Source organism: Flavobacterium sp. R1_16 (assembly GCF_057652095.1).
The window spans coordinates 278,052-301,607 of record NZ_JBYFCG010000003.1 but is presented as its reverse complement, the minus strand read 5'-3'; the positions used below and the strand labels follow the sequence as shown (position 1 = coordinate 301,607).

Sequence of the window (23,556 nt, the reverse complement as noted above, 5' to 3'; positions counted from 1 at the left end):
AAAATTATATTCCGATTTCCACTTGAAAACGTAAATACCAGTTATTTTTTATGTTTCCATTGAAGTATTCCAATGTATCATAATTAATTTCTGCCTGTAACTTAAATGCGTGTTCCCAAATATATTTTGTAACTCCAAAAGAGTATTCTTTTACTTTAGGGGCTAACTTTTCAATATCGTTACCTACATTTTGAAGTGAATATCTTCCGATAAACTCATAGTTTTTCTTGGTATTATAACTTATTTGATAATCAAATCCGTTTCCTACAAAAACATAATTAGATTCTGCTATATCATCTGGATTGTAAGTTATAGCATTATCTGTTGTGGTTCTTGACATAAAGCTAGACATAGCAGCCCAGCCATTGTATTTGAACATAGCATCAAGTAAAACCGATCTCATAGTACGTTTTTCAAATAAATCATTTCCTAGTTGACCTTGTGTTCTTCTGGCGTGATTATTTTGTTGAAAAGCTCCAGATACCATTAGCTTTGGAGTCTTTTCTCTAATAACATCTCCTTCAAAATAGGTTCCGTCTTTAGTAAATGCTCCAAGTGGAAATAATTCAATTTTTCCTGTAGCTGCAATTCCATCATCGGCTTTACCTGTTACATTCCTTCCTTCTCCAGTAGATAAAGCACCCTTAAAATTATACGAAAATGTATCTTTGAATTCATTCAAATGATGAACCTGAAATCCGAAATCTCTATCGATAGTAAATTTAGCATTGTTTATGGTTCTATCTGTAAGTTGTAATCCTCCAGATGAGTTTACCCGTTGACGATTACCTGGTAATTTGGTTTGTCCAAAGCTGATATTCCAATGTTTATTAGGTCTATAAAAAACCACTGCATCTCGGATAATATTGATATTTTCTCCCTCACGAATTTCCCCAACATCACCAGGAGCAAAAGACAATTGTATGGCGTATAAAAATTTTGGATTACCCACATAACCATCAAAACGAAGACGCAAACGACGTATTTGCCCGTCATAAGCTCCATTTTCACCATCATTTTCAACATAACTAACCCTGTTTTGTAAGCGAAAACGAATGTTTAATTGAAATAAACTATCTGGCGAAGTCAAACCAACTCCTTTTCCAAAACTATAGTACGGCAAAGCAGATAATTTGACATCATTATCGTGTTTTGATTGCTCAATAGTAACCTGTGAATAAATAGAAATTGAAGTAAATAGTAATAGTATGAGTTGTATTCTTTTCATTTGAAAGGTTTTAATTGCTCTTTGAAATAATATAATTTAAAAAAAAGAGCTAAATTTATGTCACAAAAAAAGCCAACTTTGAGGTTAGCTTTGAATTATATTTTAGATAAACAATTTTAATAGATGGTATACTAGAGCTGCTAAAATTGCCGAAACAGGAATCGTTAAAATCCAAGCCCATAAAAGTTTTACTGTTACACCCCAGCGAACAGCAGATACTCTTTTAGTTACTCCTACCCCAATAATTGATCCTGTAATGGTATGTGTTGTTGAAACCGGAATCTTAAAATGCTCTGTCGTAAACAATGTTAATGCTCCAGCAGATTCGGCTACTACTCCTTCAAATGCAGTTACTTTGGTAATTTTTGACCCCATAGTCTTTACAATCTTCCAACCACCACTTAGAGTTCCTAATGCAATTACGGTATAACAAGTTAGGGGAATCCAAGCGGGCATGTGTGATTTGATTCCTTTATCTTCATCAGGAAGTATAACATTTAAATCCAACCATCCAGCCGACATATCTACATGAGGGTTCATCCTTAAATATACAGCTACTGCAGCGGCTATAATACCCATTACCTTCTGAGAATCATTTCCACCATGTCCTAAACTAAAAGCTGCAGAGGATAATAATTGCATTTTTTTTAATACTGCTTCCGCTTTTCCTACTGATAATTTACTGAAAAATAAATTAAAAATGGCTAAGCTGAAGAAAATAAAAGCTACTAGAAACCATTTAATATTAGAAGGTTCAGTTATTACACTCCAAAAATGACTTTCGAATCTTGGTTTTTTAATTCCTTCATATCCTACCAAAACCGAAGATAAAAACCAGAATACCAATACCATCAATACTATTGTTAAAATTTTTGGATAGATATTCTTTTTAGAAGAATACATCAACCATAACGATAGAAAATACGAAATAATCATTCCTAATAAAGGAGCAAACACAATAAATAGAATTACTATAAAAACACCACTTGGTAATAATTCACCCTCTTTGGCTGCTTTTAACCAGTTTACAATTTTAAATCCAAAATTTTCTGGGTCAGTTACACTTGAGAATCCATGAGCAATGGCAGCTCCAGCAAAACCACCAATCAATGTATGTGATGAAGAAGAAGGAATTCCTTTCCACCAAGTGATTAAATTCCAAATAATCGCAGCAATAACACCAGCTAAAATTACTACTAAATCGATACTAGAGGTATGTGCAGTTTTAGCAACAGTGTCTGCAACACCAAATCCAAAAACCCAATAGGCCATGAAATTAAAAAAAGCAGCCCAAAGCACAGCTTGAAAAGGTGTTAAAACCTTTGTAGCTACTATGGTTGCTATAGAGTTTGCTGCATCGTGAAAACCATTGATATAATCAAAAACTAATGCAAGTACAATGATTATTATGAGTAGAGTAAAATCCATAAAAGTATTTTTTTTAGTAAAATGCTATGAATGTTTTACAGAAATTTGTTCCATAACATTGGAAACACTTTTACATTTATCAGAAGCTGATTCTAGCGCTGACAATACTTCTTTGTATTTAATAATGTTTTTAGCATCGGTTTCATTTTCAAAAATATCTGCAACTGCTTTATCAAAAACGTTATCAGCTTTACTTTCTAATTTATTGATTTTCTTGCAAGTATCCTTAATTACTTTATGATTCATATCCTTTAGTTGCTTGATTCCCTCACCTATGAGTTGACAAGCCTCTAAATTAATCTCAGTTAATTTACGGATAGATTTTGTTATCTTTTCAACCTGATACAAACGCATTCTGCTCGCTGCACCATGCATGTAATCAGCGACATTGTCTATTGCTTTAATTAGTGAATGTATATCTTCTCTATCAAAAGGGGTAATGAAATTTCTGCTTAACTCTAAATGTGTTTTATGAGTAATTTCTTCAATGGTAGCTTCTAAATCTTCAATTTTTTTGAAATATTCCTCTCTTTGATCTTTAGGAGCATTAACCGCTTCATGAAGAGTTTCTGCAAGAGTAATCAAATTAGTGGAGGCTTGTTCGAATAATGGAAAGAACTTTTTATCCTTAGGAACTAAAAATTGAAAAATGTTGTTTAATGACATTTGATATGTTTTTAAAATTTAAGCAAACTTAGACTTACAATGTTAAATTATCGTTAACTTACAAATAACTTGCTGTTATCATTAATAATAATTATTTAATGTTTAATTAACATTGACCAATACAATATTACACAATATTTCAATCGTTTTCGTATTTTAGCAATTAAATATAAAATTTCTACTCCAAAATTAATTCAAAGAAATAACCCAACAACAAAAAAGAAATTATGGATATCAACTTCAATACAAACGAAGATCATAATAAACTTCTCCTATCCCATTTAAAAAAACATTTTTCTAAAGTAAAACTTGGTGGAGGTCAAAAAAGAATTGAAAAATTACATCTTGAAGGTAAAATGACTGCTCGAGAGCGCATTGACTATTTGTTGGATAAAAAAGCTAAAAGTATCGAAATTGGAGCTTTTGCTGGAGAAGGAATGTATGAAAATCATGGAGGTTGTCCATCTGGTGGTGTGGTGGTAAAAATTGGATACATCAAAGGGAAACAATGTATTGTAGTTGCCAATGATGCTACTGTAAAAGCAGGGGCTTGGTTTCCAATTACTGCAAAAAAAAATCTTCGAGCTCAAGAAATTGCCATAGAAAACAGGCTTCCTATAATTTACCTAGTAGACAGTGCTGGAGTATATCTTCCCTTGCAAGATGAAATTTTTCCTGACAAAGAACATTTTGGTCGGATTTTTAGAAATAATGCTATAATGAGCAGCATGGGTATCACTCAAATAGCAGCAGTAATGGGGAGTTGTGTTGCAGGCGGTGCCTATCTCCCGATTATGAGCGACGAAGCCATGATTGTTGATAAAACGGGAAGTATTTTCCTTGCAGGAAGTTATTTGGTCAAAGCAGCCATTGGTGAAAGTATTGATAATGAAACTTTAGGCGGTGCTACAACTCATTGCGAAATTTCGGGAGTTACCGACTACAAGGCTACTGATGATAAAGATGCCCTTGACAGAATTAAAAGCATCGTTGATAAAATAGGTGATTTTGACAAAGCAGGTTTCAATAGAATTGCTCCACAAAAACCCGCATTAAACGAAAATGAAATCTACGGAATTCTACCGAAAGCCAGAAATGAGTCTTATGATATGTATGAAATTATTAAACGACTCATTGATAATTCAGAATTTGACGAATACAAAGCAGGATATGGACAAACGCTAATTACTGCTTATGCTCGAATTGATGGCTGGGCAGTTGGTATCGTTGCCAACCAACGCAAAGTAGTAAAAACAAAAAACGGAGAAATGCAGTTTGGAGGTGTGATTTACTCTGACTCAGCAGACAAGGCCACCCGATTTATAGCCAATTGTAACCAAAAGAAAATCCCTTTAGTTTTCATTCAAGATGTGACAGGTTTTATGGTAGGTTCCAAATCTGAACACGGAGGTATTATAAAAGACGGTGCTAAAATGGTGAATGCTGTATCCAATTCAGTTGTGCCAAAATTTACTGTAATTGTTGGTAATTCCTATGGAGCCGGAAATTATGCCATGTGCGGAAAAGCCTATGACCCTCGTTTGATTTTTGCCTGGCCAAGTGCTGAATTGGCGGTCATGGGAGGAACTCAAGCTGCGAAAGTATTGGCACAAATTGAAGCTAATTCATTAAAAGCCAAAGGAGAACTGGTTGATGAACAAAGAGAAAAAGAATTGTTTAATGCCATAAAGTCAAAATATGATGAACAAACATCGCCTTACTATGCTGCATCAAGATTATGGACAGACGACATCATTGATCCTCTTGAAACACGTACCTGGATTTCTATGGGAATTGAAGCAGCGAATCACTCTCCTATTGAAAAAAAGTTTAATTTGGGAGTCATTCAGGTTTAATTACTAAATTAAAAAAACTATTTTTACCTTTAAACCTAAGTAACTGGCTCATGAAAAAAACTCAGATAATTCTTCTTTTACTTGCAGTTATAGTATTGATTGTAAAAATTATTTCTTACTCATATAATGAAAGTTCTGATTTTGTATTTTATGCCAATAAACTGATGTTTACAGTATTAACTATGAATTATATTTACTACAGTATTCAAGAAAAAAATACAAAGTACAAAGTCTTGCTAGTTTTAACCTCAATAATAGGCACAATAGGATTATTAATTGACAATAGTAGCATCTTAAATACATTTAACATAATCGGAAGTATTTTTTTTATTTTCTATTTTAAAAGAAAGTCTAAATTAATTGACTAAAATTTCTTTCAAAAATGTATCGTATTAGTAACTGAATATCATTGGATATTCGACATGAAATCCAAATTACATGTATTTAATTTGTTAATTAATTTATTAAAATGTTATTTTTTAACTTTAAAATTAGTAATTTAGTATAAATAAAACTTAATTACTATGGATACTTCAGTTAAAGGATTAAACAAGTGGGCCAATAGGCATACTTCCTACCCCATCGACATTTTACGGGTTGCACTTGGTGTTTTTTTAGTTTTAAAAGGAATCTCTTTTATAACAAATAATAGAGACTTTGAAGATTTAATCGCTCCCGTTAGTAATTTTCTCGGGGGTATGTTTGCTTTTCACTATATTGCAGCAGCACATATAGTTGGAGGTACGATTATCGTATTTGGGTTACTCACCCGATGGGCAATTATAGCACAACTTCCTATTTTGTTGGGAGCAATTCTTATCAATTTTTTCGGAGAAATGAATGTTGGTAATCTGATAATGGCTCTAATCGTTTTAATCGTTAGTGTTTTCTTCTTGATTTATGGTAGCGGAAAACATTCAGCGGATTACTTTTTTAAAATGGAAAAATAGTTGATTAAAAAAACGCACTAAAATAAATTCTTAGTGCGTTTTGTTTTTAGGCTATATTTTCAGCGGTTTCTTTTCTGAGAATTTTTCCGTTTTCCGTTTGTTTGAACTTAGGAATAAAGAGTATTTCTTTAGGTTTTTCATATTTATCCAATGCATTAAATACCGCATCTTCTATTTTTTGTTTTTCTCCTTCAATAACTAAAACTAATTTTTCTCCTAATTTTTCATCGGCCTTGCCAGTTACAAAAAATCGAGCCGCTATTTTACCGGATAGTTTTTCTTCAATTTGTTCTGGAATAAGTTTAATACCTCCACTATTGATGATATTATCAAATCTTCCTATAAATTTAAATTGCTTTTCGTTGGTTAGTTCAACAATATCATTGGTAACAATTAAATCATCAGAAATCCTTGGAGCATGAATTACCAAACAGTTTCTGTAATCGTAAGAAATAGTTATATCTGGTAAAACTGTAAATACTTTCTCACCAACTTCTCTTGCGGCTATATGAGTAATTGTTTCGGTCATACCATAGGTTTCGTATACTTTAGTTGGGAGTTTTAGTAACTCTTTTTCTAAAGCCTTGCTAATCATTGAGCCTCCTATTATTAATTTTTTTACGTTTTTTAATTCTTTCAAAGAGTTTTTAGCTTGCAAGGGTACCATCGCAATGAAATCATATTTAACGTCACTTTTATTTTCGAGAGGATGGGCGCTAGGTGCAACAAAATCCATATCAAGACCTAAAATAAATGCTCTAATAAACATTAACTTTCCGGCAATATATTTTACTGGTAAACATTGTAAAGCTTTGTTTCCTGGACGCAAATCAAAAAAGTCTCCAGTTGCAATAGCTGATTCTACCATGGCTTGTTTAGAGGTTCGAATTGTTTTTGAGGCGCCAGTAGTTCCAGAAGTTTGCAAATCAATATAAGTGCGATCATCAAACCAATCAAGGAGAAACTCTCCAATTGGTTTTTCAAAATCTTCTCCTTCTTTTATAAAACTATAAGCCACTCGTAATAAATTTTCACGATTAAAATGAAAACCATTCAATTTAAAACTGTTGTGTACATTATGATAAGTTGGTATCATGGTGATATTCGTTATGTATGTTAGTATTTAATTTTGTATCTGAATTAGCTATATTTCCTGTTAGTTTTTCAGTCCAATTGGTCCAATTGTATTTTTTACTAAAGATAAATAAAAGTATAGGATAAACAAGAATTACTGGTAAAATTACATCAAATCCAGCAGATGGATCAGACATGTCTTTGAGAATTGAATTTGTTTGAAAAACGGACCAATCAGAAGTTACCAATAAAGCTCCTACCATGTTATTCGCTGCATGAAATCCTAATGAAAGCTCGATTCCGTCATCCATTAAAGTCATTATTCCAAGTAAAAGTCCAGTACCTATGTAGTAAACCAAAACAATATATCCCATTTTACTCACTTCTGGATTGAAAATATGAAGACATCCAAAAATTATTGAAGTCATGATTAACGGAAACCATTTATTCAGAGATAAATTTGCAAAACCTTGCATCAAATAGGCTCTAAAAACATATTCTTCAGTGCTTGTTTGAATAGGAATCATTAGTGTAGCAATAACAAATAAAATCAAAAATGGTATTGGTTTAAACTGTACAACAAAGTCTTCAGGACTAGTATAGTACATCGCTAAAGTAGAAAAAACTGTAAACAATGCCCAAATTGAAAAAGAAAAGAAAATTCTATTCCAATCTACTTTTTTTCTTGACGTTGTTAGTTCGAAAAAGGATTGTTTATGAAAATATTTAACGACAAATAAAATACCAGCAAATGCAAAAACAAAAGATAACATAATCAAAAATAAAGTAAGATTTGAATCGAGTATTTTCATCCATTCATCTGAATTGGACGGAATTGCTTTATCTTGAGATATGGATTTTGCTAAAACTGCTAAAAATAATGGAACTTGTCCAATACTCGAAGCTAAAATAATTAACAAAGAACCTAAAATATATTTCCAAAATTTATTTTCAGGCTTGCAACCTTGCTCTATAAACATAGTTTGAATACAACTTACTTTTAAAAGCACGAATTTAGTTTAATTTTTAAAATTAAATTCAATTCCTTTACATAAAATTTAAAACATACTGTATGATACAAATTTATCACAATAACCGATGTGGAAAATCTAGAGATTGTCTTGCTTTTCTTGAACAATCTGGAAAGGAATTTGAAGTGATTAAATACTTAGAAACTATTCCAACACTTAATGAATTAAAGACAATTATCAAAAAATTAAATATAAAACCACTAGAATTAGTACGTCAAAAAGAAAAAATCTGGATTGAAAATTTCAAAGATATTCCCATGACTGATGAAGAAATTATTCTAGCCATGATTACAAATCCAATTTTAATTGAAAGACCAATCGTAATTAATGGTGATAAAGCTACAATTGCAAGACCATTAGAAAATATAAATACTATACTGTAATATTTGATAGTTTCAATTAACAAAGATTTATGATATGCCCATTAAACCAAAAACTACTTTTGTAATCATATATAGAAATTCTTATCAAAAAAGCATGACAAATTTTAAATTTTCTTTAATAGCCCTATTACTAATAATCTCCGTTACAGTTTTCGCACAAGATAAACCTTTATCAAAAAAAATAAAAATTAAAGGTTCAGTTATTGAAAAAGTAAGCAAACAACCATTAGAATATTCAACAATAACGTTAACCAATGTAAAGAATCCTAAGGCAATTTCAGGAGGAATTACCAATTCGAAAGGTGAATTTGATGTAGAAGTTACTCCAGGAATTTACAACATTAAAATCGAGTTTATTTCTTTCAAACCCACTGAAATCAAAGAACGAAAGTTATCTGAAAACACAAATTTAGGAGTCATCGCATTAGATGAAGATGCCACTAAACTGAATCAAGTAGAGGTACGTGCTGAAAAAAGTACTGTAGAAATAAAACTAGACAAAAAAGTATACAATGTTGGGCAAGATTTAATTGTTAAAGGAGGAACAGTAAGTGATGTATTGGACAATATTCCTTCTGTTTCTGTTGATGTGGAAGGAAATGTAAGTCTGAGAGGAAATCAAAATGTTCAAATTCTAATTGATGGTAGACCTTCAAATGCAATTAATATTACTGACGCCTTGCGCCTTATTCCTGCTGATGCCATTGACAAAGTTGAAGTTATAACAAACCCGTCAGCTCGTTATGATGCTGAAGGAGGTGGTGGTATTTTGAATATTATTTTAAAAAGAGGCAAAAATCTAGGTTTAAATGGAACTCTGATGCTATCTGCAGGTTCTCCAGAAAATACAGGCGTTTCAGGAACTTTAAATATAAAAAACAAACAATCAAATATTTTTACATCATTAGGATACAACAAGAGTAATAACCCAGGAAACACTAAAATAAATCAGGAAAATTACGATTCAAATCAAAATTTAGTTTCCTACATTGAAGAACGTAGAAATAACGATAGAAAAAGAGAAGGAATAAATGGAAATTTTGGAATAGAACTATTTCTTGACAAAAGTTCTTCTTGGATCAATACATTTTCCTTCAGAAACAATGATGGTGCTAATCCTGAAAAAGTAATCTATTCTAAATATTCAAGCTTTGACCCATTTAGCAAAACACAGCGATATAATGACTTATCACGAACAAGTATTGATTATGAATATTCAACAAATTTCACGAAAAAATTCAAAAAAGACGGACATAAATTCACTATTGATGGCTCATTTTCTCAAAACAATGATTTAGAAAATTCAATTATAACAGGAACGGGAATCGAGCCTGTAAAAAGCTTTATTTCTTCTGAATCAACATACAACAATCAAAAACAAAACAGAAATACTATTCAGTCCGATTATGTTCTGCCAATTGGTAAAAACAGTCAGTTTGAAGCAGGTTTTAGAGGAAATTACCTCACTCTTTTGTCAGAATATCGAGTAGAAGAAGATTTTTTAGGGAATGGTACTTTTACAGTAAATACCAATTTTACTAACACCTTAGAGTACAAAGAAAATGTATCAGCCTTATATTCACAATTTGGGTCGAAAATCAATAAATTTTCTTATTTATTCGGAATGCGATTTGAAGATTCTAAGATTGTCATTAACCAACTAACAACACAGGATTTTAACACTAAGAAATATAATAATTTCTTTCCAAGTGCTTTTCTAACCTACGAAATCAGTGACGGAAGTAGCATTTCATTGAATTATAGTAAGAGAATTACAAGACCCAGAGGCAGATTTATCAATCCGTTTTCCTCCTACTCCAGTAACATCAATCTTTTTGTAGGAAATCCAGATTTAGATCCTTCCTACAGTGACGCTTTTGATATGGGATATTTAAAAAAATGGAATAAAGTAACTTTAAGTACTTCCTTATATTATAACAAAACTTCGGGCTCCTTTCAAGTTGTAAGGATTGAATCTGGTAGATATATTGGAGATATACCTGTAGTTTTAAATACACCATTTAACCTGGCCACAGATAACAAAATAGGTTTTGAATTTACCTTGAATTATAGTCCATTTAAGTGGTGGAAATTGAATGGAAATTTCAATTTTTTTAGCAACAAAACAGATGGGAAATTTACCTATACTAAATCGTCCAACGAAGTTGAAACTATTGACTTTAACTACAATGCATCAACTTGGTTCACTAGATTAAATTCAAAATTTAATTTGCCGTACAAAATTGACTTTCAAGTCAATGGAACCTATAATGCTGCTCAAAAAACGGCTCAAGGAATTACTAAAGCAAATGCTAGTGCCAATATGGCTATGAGTAAAGATGTTCTAAAAGACAAAGCAACAATTACTTTTAACATTAACGATATTTTTAATTCAAGAAAAAGAATTAATGACTTAACCTTGCCCCTTGTTCATTCTTATAGCGAAATGCAATGGCGTGAAAGGCAATTTACCTTATCTTTTACCTATCGATTCAATAAATCAAAAACTGAAAGAGAAAAAAATCAGAAACGTGATAGCGATAATGGCGGAGAAGATTTTCAGGGATAAAAAAAGGAACTCAATTGAGTTCCTTTTTTTATAAGTCTGTTTTTACGCAGACGAATTTTTTCTTGCTTTTTTCTCTTTATACATTTGATAAAAAACACCTCCAACCCAATACTGGACAAAGGCTACCAAAAAAAACATTAACCAAAATCCTATAGTAAGAATGGTTAAAAAAAGTAAAAAGCCTAAATACTGTGAAAATTCAAACATGTTTTCCGGAATTTTTTTGAATTATATGCAAATGTATGTTTATTATTTTTTCTTACCAATTAAAAGATACCAATTTTTATAAATCTTTTCCACATAGCATTTATTAGATTTTGATTCTGTTAATTTCCTCAATTTTTATCGACCAGCAAAGGCACAAATCGAAACTCGCCAAATTCGTGTTTCTCAAATTGAGTTTCATTTTTGCGAATCAACAAAGTCATAATCTGAACCTCCTCGCCTAACGGAATGACTAGCCTACCTCCTATTTTTAATTGTGCCATCAAAGGTTTAGGAATGATTGGCGCCCCAGCAGTAACAATAATACTGTCAAAAGGAGCATGATTAGGTAAGCCTTTATAACCGTCTCCAAAAGACAAATGCTTTGGACGAATTCCTAGTTTAGGTAACAAAACAGATGTTTGTTTAAATAATTCGTTCTGTCGCTCTATACTATAAACACTGGCTCCTATAGCACACAAAACGGCTGTTTGGTATCCTGAACCTGTTCCTATTTCCAGTACTTTATGTCCTTTTTTTATTTCTAATAATTGAGATTGAAAAGCTACGGTATAAGGCTGAGAAATCGTTTGTCCAGCTCCTATCGGAAAGGCTTTATCTTGATAGGCAAAATCAGCAAAACTTGAGTTTAAGAACAAATGTCTTGGTATTATTTTTATAGCTTCTAAGACATTTTTGTCAGTAATTCCCTTTTCTTTTAAAATGGAAACCAATTGATTACGAAGTCCTTGATGTTTAGCGGTATCTTTCAAAATGTAGGTTAATTTATTTTGGTAAAAATAGAAAACAAATTACCAATTATCAATTATGCTTTATCAATAAATTCCTATTTTTGTTCAAAATCATTTTTATGTTAAAAGTTGGCGTTTTAGGTGCTGGTCATCTTGGGAAAATACATTTACGATTGTTGCAACAATCTAATAAATACGAACTGGTAGGTTTTTATGATGAAAATCAAGAAAATGGAGCTAAAATAGCTGCCGAATTTGGATACAAACAATTTGATACTATTGTCAAATTAATTCATGCTGTTGATGTCATTGATATTGTAACGCCAACGCTTTCGCATTATAAATGTGCTAAAGTAGCTATCAAATCTGGCAAGCATGTGTTTATTGAAAAACCCATTTCAAACACTGTTGAAGAAGCCGAAGAAATCATTGCACTTGCCAATGAATATAAGGTAAAAGGTCAAGTCGGTCACGTTGAGCGATTCAATCCAGCATTTATAGCTGTGAAAAATCAGATTGAAAACCCAATGTTTATTGAAACCCATCGCCTAGCCGAATTCAATCCTCGTGGTACAGATGTACCAGTTGTTCTAGATTTGATGATTCATGACATTGATGCCATTCTTAGTGTAGTAAAATCTAAAGTAAAATCGGTTCATGCCAGTGGCGTTTCGGTTTTGAGTCAATCACCTGATATTGCTAATGCTCGAATTGAATTTGAAAACGGTTGTGTAGCCAACATCACTTCTAGTAGAATTTCAATGAAGAACATGCGTAAATCTCGTTTCTTTCAAAAAGATGCTTACATATCGGTTGACTATTTAGATAAAATTTGTGAAGTAGTAAAAATGAAAGATGCGCAAGAAGTTCCTGGTGATTTTGACATTATCTTGCAAAATGCAGAAGGAGAAAAAAAGCAAATTTATTTTGCCAATCCTGAAGTTTCCTCAAATAATGCAATATTAGACGAATTAGAAACTTTTGCAGATGCAATTGTAAATAATACAACCCCAATTGTAACTCTAGAAGATGGAACTGAAGCATTACGAGTAGCCTATATGATTATTGATTCGATGAATAAACAATAAAACAAACTAACATTATGAAAACAATAGCCGTGATAGGTGCTGGAACAATGGGTAATGGAATTGCGCATACTTTTGCACAAAGTGGTTTTACTATAAAATTAATTGATGTTTCCGAGAAAGCACTAGATAAAGGCATGGCTACTATTGCTACTAATTTAGACCGAATGGTAGCAAAAGGAACTATTTCTGAAGAAGAGAAATTCAAGACCATTAGTAATATTATTGCTTACACCGATATTAAGGACGGAGTTGTTGGCGTAGATTTGGTGGTTGAGGCAGCTACTGAAAACGTTGATTTAAAGCTAAATATCTTCAAGCAATTAAATGAAACTTGCGCTCATAATACCATTTTAGCTACTAACACTTCTTCTATTTCTATTACACAAATTGGTGCAGTAGTTGCACATCCTGAACGTGTTATCGGTATGCATTTTATGAATCCTGTCCCAATTATGAAATTGGTAGAAATTATTCGCGGATACAATACCAGCAATGAAGTCACCGAAATCATCATGACACTATCCGAAAAACTAGGAAAAACTCCAGTCGAAGTCAACGATTATCCAGGTTTTGTTGCCAATAGAATTTTGATGCCCATGATTAATGAGGCTATTGAAACGCTGTATAATAAAGTGGCTGGTGTTTATGAAATTGATACCGTTATGAAACTCGGAATGGGACACCCAATGGGACCATTACAATTAGCAGATTTTATTGGATTGGATGTTTGCTTGGCAATACTTAATGTACTATACGACGGTTTTAAAAATCCAAAATATGCACCTTGTCCTTTATTAGTCAATATGGTTCGAGCTGGAAAACTAGGTGTAAAATCAGGTGAAGGTTTTTATGATTATAGTGAAAGTAAAAAGGCAGAGAAAATTTCTAAACAGTTTATTTAATATGTCAATTACACAAAATCTTCTCAAAATAAAATCGTCTTTACCTGAGAATGTTACTCTTGTTGCCGTTTCAAAAACCAAACCCGTTTCCGATTTGATGGAAGCCTACGAAGCTGGTCAACGTATTTTTGGTGAAAACAAAATCCAAGAAATGGTTGATAAATGGGAACAAATGCCAAAAGACATTCAATGGCACATGATTGGTCACGTTCAAACGAATAAAGTTAAATTTATGGCTCCATTTGTGAGTTTAATTCATGGTGTTGATAGTTTGAAATTATTAGAAGAAATTAACAAACAGGCATTAAAAAATAATAGAATTATTGATTGTTTACTGCAAATTCATATCGCCGAAGAAGAGACTAAATTTGGATTAAGCGAAAGTGAATTGAATAATGTAGTACAATCCGAAACTTTCAAAAATTTAGAAAACATTCGAATTGTAGGACTAATGGGAATGGCAACTTTTACCGAGAATCAACAGCAAATCAAAAAAGAATTTACTCATTTAAAAGCTATTTTTGATAAAACAAACCAACTTCCAACTTCTAACTTCAAACTTCAAACTTTATCTATGGGAATGTCTGGCGATTATCCACTCGCAATAGAGTGTGGTAGTACCATGGTTCGAATTGGGAGTAGTATATTTGGTAGTCGTTAAGAACAATTTTTAACTTTCATGAACTTTAAACTTTAAACAAAATTTACTGCATACTCGACATAGAAACCACTGGAGGACAATTCAATGAAGAAGGAATTACAGAGATTGCTATCTATAAATTTGATGGGCATGAAATTGTAGACCAGTTTATTAGCTTGGTTAATCCAGAAATTCCTATTCAACCGTTTGTGGTAAAACTGACTGGAATTAACAATGCCATGTTACGATCGGCTCCAAAATTCTATGAAGTAGCTAAACGGATTATCGAAATTACTCAAGATTGTATCATTGTTGCGCACAATGCTAGTTTTGATTTTAGAATATTAAGAACTGAATTTCGTCGTTTAGGTTATAATTTCGAAGCTAAAACCTTGTGTACTGTAGAATTGGCAAAAGTGTTGATTCCCGACCAACCTTCCTATAGTTTAGGCAAATTGGTTCGTGCACTTGGCATACCTATGGCCGATAGGCATCGTGCTAGTGGAGATGCCTTGGCTACAGTAAAATTATTCAAAATGCTTTTAGATAAAGATGTTGAAAAAGTAATTGTAAAAGAATTAGTTAAGACCGAAGTAATTAAAGGAATTGCTCCAAAATTACTAGATATTATTGAAAGTTTGCCTTCAAAAACAGGAGTGTATTATATTTATAATCAGACTGGTGATATAATTTATATTGGCAAAAGCAGGAATATCAAAAAACGAATCAATCAGCATTTTACGGGTACATCAACTAAAAGTAAAAAAATTCAAGCTACAGTATTTTCGGTTACTTATGATGAAACTGGAAGCGAGTTAATAGCGCTGTTAAAGGAAAGCGAAGAGATAAAAATTAATAAGCCTATTCTCAATAGAGCGCAACGAAAAAGCATTTTCGAATGGGCTTTGTATCATGAAATGGATTCCAATGGCTACATCAACTTAAAATTACAAAAAGCCGATGGTCGAAAAAAAGAAATCACTTCATTTACAACGCTACAAGAAGGAAAAAACACCTTGTTTAGAATTACATCTCAGTTTAATTTATGTCAAAAATTAACTGGTTTATACGAAACAAAAGCGGAATGTTTTCAATATAAAATTAAAGAATGTGATGGTGCTTGTATTGGCAAAATTTCTCCAGAAGAATACAATAGTAGAGTTCAAGAGTTTATCAATAGCTACAGTTTTGAAAACCAAAATATGGTTCTTATTGACCGTGGACGAACTATTAATGAACGCAGTGCCGTATTGATAGAAAATGGTATTTATAAAGGGTATGCTTTTTATGATTTGAATTATCAAATTAATACCATTGATATTTTAAGAACCATCATCATTCCAATGCAAAACAATCGCGATACTCGAAATATCATACAAAGTCATATTAGAAAAAGTAAAAGTTTAAAAATCAAACGATTCTAGAATGGCAAAATTTCTAATTACGATTGTTGGCCCAACTGCTATTGGAAAAACAGCTTTAAGTATTGCTTTGGCCAATTATTTCAAATGTGAAATTCTTTCTTGCGACAGTCGACAATTTTACAGAGAAATGTCTATTGGAACCGCTGTTCCAAGTCCAGAGGAATTGGCTTCGGCAAAACATCACTTTATTCAAAATAAATCCATTTTTGATGAATACACCGTTGGCGATTTTGAAAAAGAAGCCATCTCAAAATTAGATGAATTATTCTTAAAAAATGATTTTGCAATTCTCGTCGGTGGATCTGGTTTGTACGTTGATGCAGTTTTAAAAGGATTTGATGCATTCCCAAATATTGATGCTTCTGTTCGTAAAGCTGTAAATTCAAATTATGAAAAACTGGGAATTACCTATTTACAAGAACAACTAAAAACTCTAGATCCTAGTTATTTCCAAAAAATATCTGAGGAGAATCCACAAACATTACAAAATCCACAACGCATGATGCGGTTTGTAGAAGTGGGTTTGGGAACGGGAAAACCCTATTCTTCATTTTTAAATCAAAAGCAAAACAGTCGAAACTTCACCCCTATTCTCATCGGATTAGAATCTGAGAGAAATGTCATTTATGACAGAATCAATCAGCGCGTTGCTATAATGATAAACCAAGGTCTATTGGATGAAGCCAAACAGTTATTTCCTCATAAAGAATTAAATGCACTTCAAACTGTGGGTTATAGAGAATTATTTAGTTATTTTGAAGGCGAATTTTCTCTTGAATTTGCCATCGAAGAAATCAAGAAAAACACTCGTAGATTTTCAAAACGACAATTGACTTGGTTTAAAAGAAATGAAAAGACAAAATGGTTTGATTATTCGACTGACAAAAATGAAATCATTAATTATATAACTGAAATAATTCACAGTTCATAATATGCCTAATCACTTTAAGGCATTGCTAAAAGCTTTAACTATTTAGATGCTATTTTTTTATAAATTTACTTATATAATTTTGGGAGCCTATTTTGATTTGTATAATGTAAGTTCCTTTAGTTAAATTTTCGACGACGACAGTATTTGATTTTTGACTTTTATTGAATACTATTTTACCATTTACGTCAAATATCAATATTTGTTTTTCTTGATTTGAATTAGAAAAAGTAAGATTTAAAGAATTAGAAACTGGATTTGGATATAATGCAGAAAGATCATTATTGAAACTTTCATTTTGTAACGTTTCTGTTTCTAGTTTAATAATCCAAACATCAGATTTACCTTTTACATCGGTTATATCTCCGTCAGTTGAAGTAGTTGAACCTGCTAAAACAATTTCTCCTGATGCAGAAAGTGTCATTGCATATGGAATATCTCCACCTGATCCCCCAAAAGTTTTTTCCCATTCTAATTGTCCACTTTTATCAAATTTCACTAACCAAAAATCACCATTCCCTTTATAATTAGTAATATCTCCATCTGCCGAGTATGTTACGCCACAAGTTAAAAAACCTTCATCAGTTGTCAATGCAACCGCTCTTGCAAGTTCATAACCTGACCCTCCATAAATAGTTTGCCAAATAACTGTACCCGAATTATCAATTTTTGCAATCCAAGAATCACCTCCAAGTCCTTCTCCATATCCAATAACAACATATTGATCCAAGTTAGGAATGTACTGAATAGCCATTACTGCGTTTTCAAAACATTTTTCCCATTCAATATCTCCTGAATTATTTAATTTGACTATCCATCCGCAATAACCTAATGATGTGTTAGTTACATCTCCATTAATAGAATTTGTTCTACCAGTAATAATACATCCACCATCTTTAGTTACTAAAAGTTTACTTGGTTGATCCGTTTGAGTACCTCCAAATATTTTTTGCCAAATCAAATCCCCTGAGCTATTCAATTTTATAATCCAATAATCTTGATCGCCTTTTGCATTAGTTATATCTCCATCAGTAGAATTGGTTACGCCAGCAATAATATAACCACTGTCTTCAGTTTGTTGAATAGTATAAGCTTCTTCTGAACCAGAACCACCATAAGTTTTTTGCCATTCAATAAATCCAGATGAACTAAATTTGATAATCCAATAATCACTATTTCCTTTGTTTAATGTTACATCATTATCATTTGAGCTTGTAAATCCAGCGACAATGAAACCTAAATCATTCGTTTCTATAACACTATATGCCTTATCATTTTTTGTACCACCTAATGGTTTTTGCCATTGAATTGCTCCAGCAGCGTCAACTTTTACAATCCAAAGGTTAAATTTTCCATTATTATTAGCACCAGTATCTCCATATGCTGAATTGGTTTCTCCAGCAAAAACAATTCCACCATCGGAAGTTGCTACCACGGCATTTGCTACATCAAACTCACTTCCTCCGAAAGACTTTTGCCATTGTAAATTTGGAGCTTGAGAGAAACTAATAAAAGGAAAAAGAAAAATTAGTAAAATATATTTTTTCAAAGTAATTTTTTTTAAGAAATTAATAATCAGCTATGTAAAAATAATTAAATAAAAATACAATATGTTGTTAATGCTAACAAAAATATTAATTTGACGAAAATGGAAAAAACATTTTTACATTTATATAAATTTAACTCGAAATGCCAATAGCTCCTAATTTTACATCCATATTAAGCAAAGATTGGGAAATCAATTTTACGCAATGTGCCCCAAATGGTTTTTTAAAATACACTGAACTGTGTAATCTTTTGCAATTGACTGCTGCGGCTCATTCAGAAATTGGTGGCATTAGTTTTACTGACATGCAAGAATTCCATCAAGCTTGGGTATTGAGTAGAATGCGAGTTGAAATTGCAGCATTACCTAAATGGAGAGATATTGTAACTGTAAAAACTTGGATTAATTCTCTAGAAAATTCTCGTTCGGTTCGTGCATTAGAAATGTACGTCAATGGAAAGAAAATCATTGGTTCTGAGACATTTTGGGCAGTTTTTAATACGCAAACACGAAGACCTGAAGCATTAGCTCTACCCTATGAGCATTTTGAATTATTTCCAAATGAAAAAGCTACAAAGGAATCATTCTCCAAAATAGACATATCAAAAGATAAAGAGATTCTTTTTGAAAAAACAGTATGTCTATCTGATTTGGACATTGTAAATCATGTAAATAATATAAAATACTTGGAATGGTGCCTGGACTTGGTTGATGATAATCTAATTCTAAATCAAGAAATTAGAAGTTTTGAAATGAATTTTCTTAAAGAATTATCTTTAGGCGATGCTATTATTCTTCATGAATGTATGGCTGAAGAATCAACTATTTTTAGTATTACTAAAAACGACAAAACCAGTTGCGCACTACAATTGAATTGGAAATAAAAAAGGCTCCGATTTCTCGAAGCCTTTGTATTTATGCTACTGCTTTATTTTTGACTACAAGTCTAAATCCTTCTCCATGGATATTGAGAATTTCTACATTCTCATCTGGTTTTAAATATTTCCTTAATTTGGCAATATAAACATCCATACTTCTTGAAGTAAAGTAGTTATCGTCTCTCCAAATTTTTGTCAATGCTAATTCTCTTGGCATTAAATCATCTTCATAGATAGCTAACATTTTCAATAATTCATTTTCTTTTGGAGATAACTTTATAGGCTCTTCGTTTTTATAGGTCAAGAAACGTAATTTCGAATTCAAATGAAATTTACCAATTTGAAATTCAAATTTCACATGATCGTTTTTGATATCTGTTGTTTTTCTTTGAATAATTGCTTTAATTTTCATTAATAAAACTTCAGAATCAAATGGCTTATTTAAATAATCATCTGCTCCTACTTTATATCCTTTCAACACATCTTCTTTCATCGATTTTGCTGTTAGAAAAATAATTGGCACATCTTTATTTTTTTCTCTGATTTCTTTGGCCAATGTGTAGCCGTCTTTGTAAGGCATCATGACGTCGAGAATGCACAAATCGTAGGTGTCTTTTTTAAATTTTTCAAAGCCTTCCATTCCATTTTTTGCCAATGTAACATCAAAGTCATTAAGCAATAAATAGTCCTTTAATATCGCTCCAAAATTTTGGTCATCTTCTACTAAAAGAATTTTTTTATTTTCTGTTTCCATATTACTAGTTAATTAGTGGTATTTTTATTATAAATGTACTTCCTTTTCCTTTTTCGCTTTCGACGAATATCTCTCCGTTATGGTCGTCAACTATTTGTTTAACATAAGCTAAACCTAACCCATGACCTTTTACGTTGTGTAAATCTCCTGTATGCTCTCGATAGAATTTTTCAAAAATTCTTTTTTGAGCTATTTTACTCATCCCTAGACCTTGGTCTTTTATTTTGATTATAACGAAATCTTTTATGTTTTCAGTATACACATCAATCTTTGGCGCTTCAGGAGAATATTTTATTGCATTATCTAATATATTTACAATTACGTTTGTAAAATGTACATCATTAATTAAAACAGTATCTCTACTAGCTTCAAAATGAGTTGTTATTGTTCCTTGTCGATCTTCAATTATTAAATTAACATGCTCAATTGCATCTTCAATAATGTCATGAATAGCATTTGACTCTTTACTAATCTCCAGTTCTCTTTTCTCTAATTTAGAAATTCGAAGTACGTTTTCGACCTGTGCATGCATTCTTTTATTTTCATCACGAATCATTTGCAGGTATCGATTAATTTTTTCTTTATCCTCTATAACTTTTGGATTTTTTATTGCATCAAGAGCCAAATTTATTGTGGCAATTGGTGTTTTAAATTCATGCGTCATATTATTAATAAAGTCTGTTTTAATCTCAGATATCTGTCTTTGCCTTATTAGTTGATTTAAAGCACTCGTATATGCAATTACAATAATTAGCGTAAAAATTACTGACAATAAAGTAATCCCAAGAAGCTCAGAAAATAAAAATCTTTCTTTGTGAGGAAAACTAACTAATAATTCATATTTATTATTTCCTTCGTTGTCTGTGAAAATAGGAATGGAATAAGTGGCATTTTTATCAAATTTAAATCTTTCAGATTTTACTTTTGTTGCCAATCCATTACTGTAAATCCCAAACTCAAAAGGCGTTTTCACCTCATATTCTTTCAATTCTTTTTCGAGCAATTTTTGAAGTTTTTCCTTAGATACTCTTTCTTGCAAAGGCTTCGCTGCTGCTATATCCTTGAAAAAAATTTCAAATTGAGCGTTTTCTAAAATATCGAGTTTTCCTGATTTTTGAATCTTGATATCTGGAGAAATATCTTTATTAATTTGAGATTTATCGATATCTCTATTACTATATACTTCGGTAACTCTTTTTGAAGAAAAATTTTTGAGCTTCTTTATACTATCAATTTTTTTATCAAAGAACGAAGAAGATACATTGAAATCTTCTGAAATGATATTATTGGAATAAATAATTGTTTCGTTGGTTCTGAAATCTCTTTGATAGTATCCAAACTCGAGAAAATCACTTTTCTCAGGCTCTTTACCTATAATGTCTTTAAGTTTTTTATACTTATCAATAAAACTAAAAGCTTCCTCTTTTTGCAATTTATCGGCAACATTCCCGATTACTTGAGTAACATGAAACCGAAATTGCTCATCGTTATTTTTGAAAGAAGTATTGAACCAATATACTTGAACAAGGATTATTCCTATCAAGGACAAACTCATTAAAACTACAAGTAATCGGAAAAACAATTTATTCATCGTAACAAAGTTAAACAATTTAACATTTGTACTATTAATACATTAACCAAAGATTAACAAATCTTAATAATTTTATTGAATTGTAATTTTTTTAAGAATTTCTTTGACTTGACTCTCTATAGTTTCACTGTCTGTATTGTCAATAATGTAGTCGCTATTTTTAATTCGATACTCGTCAGATAATTGATTTTCAATACGTTCAAGAACTTCTTCACGAGTTACAGCATCTCTTTTTATCACTCTATTTATTCTTTCTTCTAGGGGCGCTATTACCGTTATGACAAAATCACACTTTTTATAACTACCACTTTCAAACAGTAGTGCTGTCTCTTTAACTACTAACGGAAAATTTGAATGATTATTGACCCATTGTGTAAAATGTTTTTCTACTTCAGGATGAATAATTGCATTAAGTTGCTGCAATTTTTTAGAATCATTAAAAACAATTTGAGACAGTTTTTTCCGATTTAATTTTCCTTTATCAAAAACAGCACTGCCAAATACAGTTTTAATTGTTTCCAAAATTTGTGGAAATTCGGTGATTTTTTTTCCTTCAACATCTGCAATGTAAACAGGAATCCCTAGCTTATCAAAATAATTTGCTACAGTAGTTTTACCACTTCCTATACCGCCCGTTAAACCTATTATTTTTGTCATGATTTAAAAAATAATTCAGGAAAAGCCTCTTGAGGTTTTTGTTTCAAAAGCAATACTTTAACGTATGATTCAATGAATCCTATTCCATATCCAAAAAATTGTTTCCAAACGGCAATTACAGAAAGATAACCAATTTTCAAACTTTTATTTTGAATAGTAGCAACGATAAAGATTAATATGAAATATGCAAAATATAGCTGTAAAAATAAATCCTGATTGAATAGTAAAAGTAGTATTGAAATAAAAAAGCCAATAATAAAAGCTGACGGAAAAAAATAGGTTAATTTACTGTATTTAGGATACCAACTGTTTAAAATTGGTCTAGCCTTTCCAAATTTATTAACCTGAATTGAAAATTTATTCCAATCAATTCTTCGTTTATGATAAACAAATGCATTCGTAAATAATTTGGTTTCAAATCCTAAATTCCACAATCGAATCGACAAATCGGGATCTTCTCCGGGATGAATGTTACCAAATCCTCCAGAGGCTTCAAATGCTTTCTTAGAAAGTCCCATATTGAAACTCCTAGGCTGAAATTTATCTATTTTCTCCGATCCGCCACGAACTCCTCCAGTAGTTAAGAATGAGGTCATAGCAAAATTAATTGCTTTTTGAATATCAGAAAATGAATCTAATGCTTTATCTGGCCCTCCAAAACAATCTACGTAGGTACTCTGCAAACTTTTAGAAACTTCTGATAAATATTCTTTAGGGATAATACAATCTGAATCAAAAATCAAAAAATAATCTCCTTTTGCTTTTTTCATTCCAAAATTCCTAGAATCTCCTGGACCAGAATTTTCCTTGAAATAATATGAAATATTCAATCTGTTTTCAAATTTTTCTAAAATATCTTTACATGGAATAGACGAACCATCTTCGACAATTACGACTTCAAAAGCTTCTTTGTAGTCTGAAATTACTAAACTTTCTAAAAGTTCATCAATCTCATCTGGACGATTGTAAACAGGTATTATTAAGGAAAAGTACATCTAGATTTTTTT

At 31.5% G+C, this 23,556-nt stretch carries 21 protein-coding genes; 10 read left to right on the top strand and 11 right to left on the bottom strand.

Annotation, left to right across the window (positions count from 1 at the left end; all coding sequences use genetic code 11):
• Positions 1-4 precede the first annotated feature (4 nt).
• The 3 genes from AC23L6_RS07525 to AC23L6_RS07515 form a co-directional block, all read right to left on the bottom strand.
• Positions 5-1,228, bottom strand: a complete 1,224-nt coding sequence (locus AC23L6_RS07525; protein WP_487561290.1) for a porin — start codon at positions 1,226-1,228, stop codon at positions 5-7.
• Between the two features lie 102 nt (positions 1,229-1,330).
• Positions 1,331-2,656: an anion permease gene (locus AC23L6_RS07520; RefSeq protein WP_487561291.1), complete on the bottom strand. Its 1,326-nt coding sequence runs from the start codon at positions 2,654-2,656 to the stop codon at positions 1,331-1,333.
• Between the two features lie 24 nt (positions 2,657-2,680).
• Positions 2,681-3,322, bottom strand: a complete 642-nt coding sequence (locus AC23L6_RS07515; protein ID WP_487561292.1) for a DUF47 domain-containing protein — start codon at positions 3,320-3,322, stop codon at positions 2,681-2,683.
• Between the two features lie 227 nt (positions 3,323-3,549).
• Between AC23L6_RS07515 and AC23L6_RS07510 the strand changes: the two genes are divergently transcribed.
• Both AC23L6_RS07510 and AC23L6_RS07505 read left to right on the top strand, forming a co-directional pair.
• Positions 3,550-5,178 carry an acyl-CoA carboxylase subunit beta gene (locus AC23L6_RS07510; RefSeq protein WP_487561293.1) on the top strand — a complete coding sequence of 543 codons (1,629 nt, stop codon included), beginning with the start codon at positions 3,550-3,552 and terminating at the stop codon, positions 5,176-5,178.
• Between the two features lie 524 nt (positions 5,179-5,702).
• Positions 5,703-6,128, top strand: a complete 426-nt coding sequence (locus tag AC23L6_RS07505) for a DoxX family protein (RefSeq protein WP_487561294.1) — start codon at positions 5,703-5,705, stop codon at positions 6,126-6,128.
• A 46-nt stretch (positions 6,129-6,174) separates the two neighbouring features.
• Here AC23L6_RS07505 and AC23L6_RS07500 read toward each other — a convergent pair whose 3' ends face one another.
• Positions 6,175-7,224: an AMP-binding protein gene (locus tag AC23L6_RS07500; RefSeq protein ID WP_487561295.1), complete on the bottom strand. Its 1,050-nt coding sequence runs from the start codon at positions 7,222-7,224 to the stop codon at positions 6,175-6,177.
• Positions 7,205-8,182: a CPBP family intramembrane glutamic endopeptidase gene (locus AC23L6_RS07495; protein WP_487561296.1), complete on the bottom strand. Its 978-nt coding sequence runs from the start codon at positions 8,180-8,182 to the stop codon at positions 7,205-7,207. The genes AC23L6_RS07500 and AC23L6_RS07495 overlap by 20 nt, the downstream gene beginning before the upstream one ends.
• 92 nt (positions 8,183-8,274) lie before the next feature.
• Here AC23L6_RS07495 and arsC point away from each other — a divergent pair, with 92 nt between their 5' ends.
• Together arsC and AC23L6_RS07485 are read left to right on the top strand one after the other, a co-directional pair.
• Positions 8,275-8,616: an arsenate reductase (glutaredoxin) gene (arsC, locus tag AC23L6_RS07490; protein WP_487561297.1), complete on the top strand. Its 342-nt coding sequence runs from the start codon at positions 8,275-8,277 to the stop codon at positions 8,614-8,616.
• Positions 8,617-8,710: 94 nt separating this feature from the next.
• Positions 8,711-11,185, top strand: coding sequence for a TonB-dependent receptor (locus tag AC23L6_RS07485; RefSeq protein ID WP_487561298.1), 2,475 nt, complete (start codon positions 8,711-8,713; stop codon positions 11,183-11,185).
• 335 nt (positions 11,186-11,520) lie between these two features.
• On the opposite strand, the gene AC23L6_RS07480 is transcribed toward AC23L6_RS07485, so the two are convergent.
• Positions 11,521-12,162, bottom strand: a complete 642-nt coding sequence (locus tag AC23L6_RS07480) for a protein-L-isoaspartate(D-aspartate) O-methyltransferase (RefSeq protein ID WP_487561299.1) — start codon at positions 12,160-12,162, stop codon at positions 11,521-11,523.
• A gap of 98 nt (positions 12,163-12,260) precedes the next feature.
• Here AC23L6_RS07480 and AC23L6_RS07475 point away from each other — a divergent pair, with 98 nt between their 5' ends.
• From AC23L6_RS07475 to miaA, 5 genes are read left to right on the top strand one after another with little or no spacing between them, the layout of a single operon-like run.
• Complete coding sequence (locus AC23L6_RS07475) at positions 12,261-13,229, top strand: Gfo/Idh/MocA family protein (protein WP_487561300.1); 969 nt, start codon at positions 12,261-12,263, stop codon at positions 13,227-13,229.
• A gap of 14 nt (positions 13,230-13,243) precedes the next feature.
• A complete protein-coding gene (locus AC23L6_RS07470; protein WP_487561301.1) occupies positions 13,244-14,131 on the top strand; it encodes a 3-hydroxybutyryl-CoA dehydrogenase in 888 nt (295 codons plus the stop codon).
• 1 nt (position 14,132) lies between these two features.
• Positions 14,133-14,792 (top strand): YggS family pyridoxal phosphate-dependent enzyme, encoded by a 660-nt coding sequence (locus AC23L6_RS07465; protein ID WP_487561302.1) that lies wholly within the window; start codon positions 14,133-14,135, stop codon positions 14,790-14,792.
• A 41-nt stretch (positions 14,793-14,833) separates the two neighbouring features.
• Complete coding sequence (locus AC23L6_RS07460) at positions 14,834-16,195, top strand: exonuclease domain-containing protein (protein WP_487561595.1); 1,362 nt, start codon at positions 14,834-14,836, stop codon at positions 16,193-16,195.
• 1 nt (position 16,196) lies between these two features.
• Positions 16,197-17,126: a tRNA (adenosine(37)-N6)-dimethylallyltransferase MiaA gene (gene miaA / locus AC23L6_RS07455; RefSeq protein ID WP_487561303.1), complete on the top strand. Its 930-nt coding sequence runs from the start codon at positions 16,197-16,199 to the stop codon at positions 17,124-17,126.
• A gap of 49 nt (positions 17,127-17,175) precedes the next feature.
• On the opposite strand, the gene AC23L6_RS07450 is transcribed toward miaA, so the two are convergent.
• Positions 17,176-18,672: a T9SS type A sorting domain-containing protein gene (locus AC23L6_RS07450; RefSeq protein ID WP_487561304.1), complete on the bottom strand. Its 1,497-nt coding sequence runs from the start codon at positions 18,670-18,672 to the stop codon at positions 17,176-17,178.
• A 140-nt stretch (positions 18,673-18,812) separates the two neighbouring features.
• Here AC23L6_RS07450 and AC23L6_RS07445 point away from each other — a divergent pair, with 140 nt between their 5' ends.
• On the top strand, positions 18,813-19,553 hold the full coding sequence (locus tag AC23L6_RS07445) for an acyl-[acyl-carrier-protein] thioesterase (protein WP_487561305.1): 741 nt from the start codon (positions 18,813-18,815) through the stop codon (positions 19,551-19,553).
• A gap of 31 nt (positions 19,554-19,584) precedes the next feature.
• On the opposite strand, the gene AC23L6_RS07440 is transcribed toward AC23L6_RS07445, so the two are convergent.
• The 4 genes from AC23L6_RS07440 to AC23L6_RS07425 all read right to left on the bottom strand — a co-directional run bounded on the left by AC23L6_RS07440 (position 19,585) and on the right by AC23L6_RS07425 (position 23,544).
• Positions 19,585-20,301: a response regulator transcription factor gene (locus tag AC23L6_RS07440; protein WP_487561306.1), complete on the bottom strand. Its 717-nt coding sequence runs from the start codon at positions 20,299-20,301 to the stop codon at positions 19,585-19,587.
• 4 nt (positions 20,302-20,305) lie between these two features.
• Complete coding sequence (locus AC23L6_RS07435; RefSeq protein WP_487561307.1) at positions 20,306-21,892, bottom strand: sensor histidine kinase; 1,587 nt, start codon at positions 21,890-21,892, stop codon at positions 20,306-20,308.
• Positions 21,893-21,964: 72 nt separating this feature from the next.
• The gene (gene coaE / locus AC23L6_RS07430; protein ID WP_487561308.1) at positions 21,965-22,549 is read right to left on the bottom strand and encodes a dephospho-CoA kinase; all 585 of its coding nucleotides are present in this window, start codon (positions 22,547-22,549) and stop codon (positions 21,965-21,967) included.
• On the bottom strand, positions 22,546-23,544 hold the full coding sequence (locus AC23L6_RS07425) for a glycosyltransferase family 2 protein (protein WP_487561309.1): 999 nt from the start codon (positions 23,542-23,544) through the stop codon (positions 22,546-22,548). Before AC23L6_RS07425 ends, coaE begins: the two co-directional genes overlap by 4 nt.
• Between the last annotated feature and the right edge of the window lie 12 nt (positions 23,545-23,556).

Coding starts and splice junctions, on each gene's coding strand:
- AC23L6_RS07505 (WP_487561294.1), top strand. CDS start 5,703: ATGGATACTTCAGTTAAAGGATTAAACAAGTGGGCCAATAGGCATACT.
- AC23L6_RS07495 (WP_487561296.1), bottom strand. CDS start 8,182: ATGTTTATAGAGCAAGGTTGCAAGCCTGAAAATAAATTTTGGAAATAT.
- AC23L6_RS07440 (WP_487561306.1), bottom strand. CDS start 20,301: ATGGAAACAGAAAATAAAAAAATTCTTTTAGTAGAAGATGACCAAAAT.
- AC23L6_RS07520 (WP_487561291.1), bottom strand. CDS start 2,656: ATGGATTTTACTCTACTCATAATAATCATTGTACTTGCATTAGTTTTT.
- coaE (WP_487561308.1), bottom strand. CDS start 22,549: ATGACAAAAATAATAGGTTTAACGGGCGGTATAGGAAGTGGTAAAACT.
- AC23L6_RS07435 (WP_487561307.1), bottom strand. CDS start 21,892: ATGAATAAATTGTTTTTCCGATTACTTGTAGTTTTAATGAGTTTGTCC.
- AC23L6_RS07470 (WP_487561301.1), top strand. CDS start 13,244: ATGAAAACAATAGCCGTGATAGGTGCTGGAACAATGGGTAATGGAATT.
- arsC (WP_487561297.1), top strand. CDS start 8,275: ATGATACAAATTTATCACAATAACCGATGTGGAAAATCTAGAGATTGT.
- AC23L6_RS07525 (WP_487561290.1), bottom strand. CDS start 1,228: ATGAAAAGAATACAACTCATACTATTACTATTTACTTCAATTTCTATT.
- AC23L6_RS07465 (WP_487561302.1), top strand. CDS start 14,133: ATGTCAATTACACAAAATCTTCTCAAAATAAAATCGTCTTTACCTGAG.
- AC23L6_RS07510 (WP_487561293.1), top strand. CDS start 3,550: ATGGATATCAACTTCAATACAAACGAAGATCATAATAAACTTCTCCTA.
- AC23L6_RS07515 (WP_487561292.1), bottom strand. CDS start 3,322: ATGTCATTAAACAACATTTTTCAATTTTTAGTTCCTAAGGATAAAAAG.
- miaA (WP_487561303.1), top strand. CDS start 16,197: ATGGCAAAATTTCTAATTACGATTGTTGGCCCAACTGCTATTGGAAAA.
- AC23L6_RS07445 (WP_487561305.1), top strand. CDS start 18,813: ATGCCAATAGCTCCTAATTTTACATCCATATTAAGCAAAGATTGGGAA.
- AC23L6_RS07485 (WP_487561298.1), top strand. CDS start 8,711: ATGACAAATTTTAAATTTTCTTTAATAGCCCTATTACTAATAATCTCC.
- AC23L6_RS07500 (WP_487561295.1), bottom strand. CDS start 7,224: ATGATACCAACTTATCATAATGTACACAACAGTTTTAAATTGAATGGT.
- AC23L6_RS07475 (WP_487561300.1), top strand. CDS start 12,261: ATGTTAAAAGTTGGCGTTTTAGGTGCTGGTCATCTTGGGAAAATACAT.
- AC23L6_RS07425 (WP_487561309.1), bottom strand. CDS start 23,544: ATGTACTTTTCCTTAATAATACCTGTTTACAATCGTCCAGATGAGATT.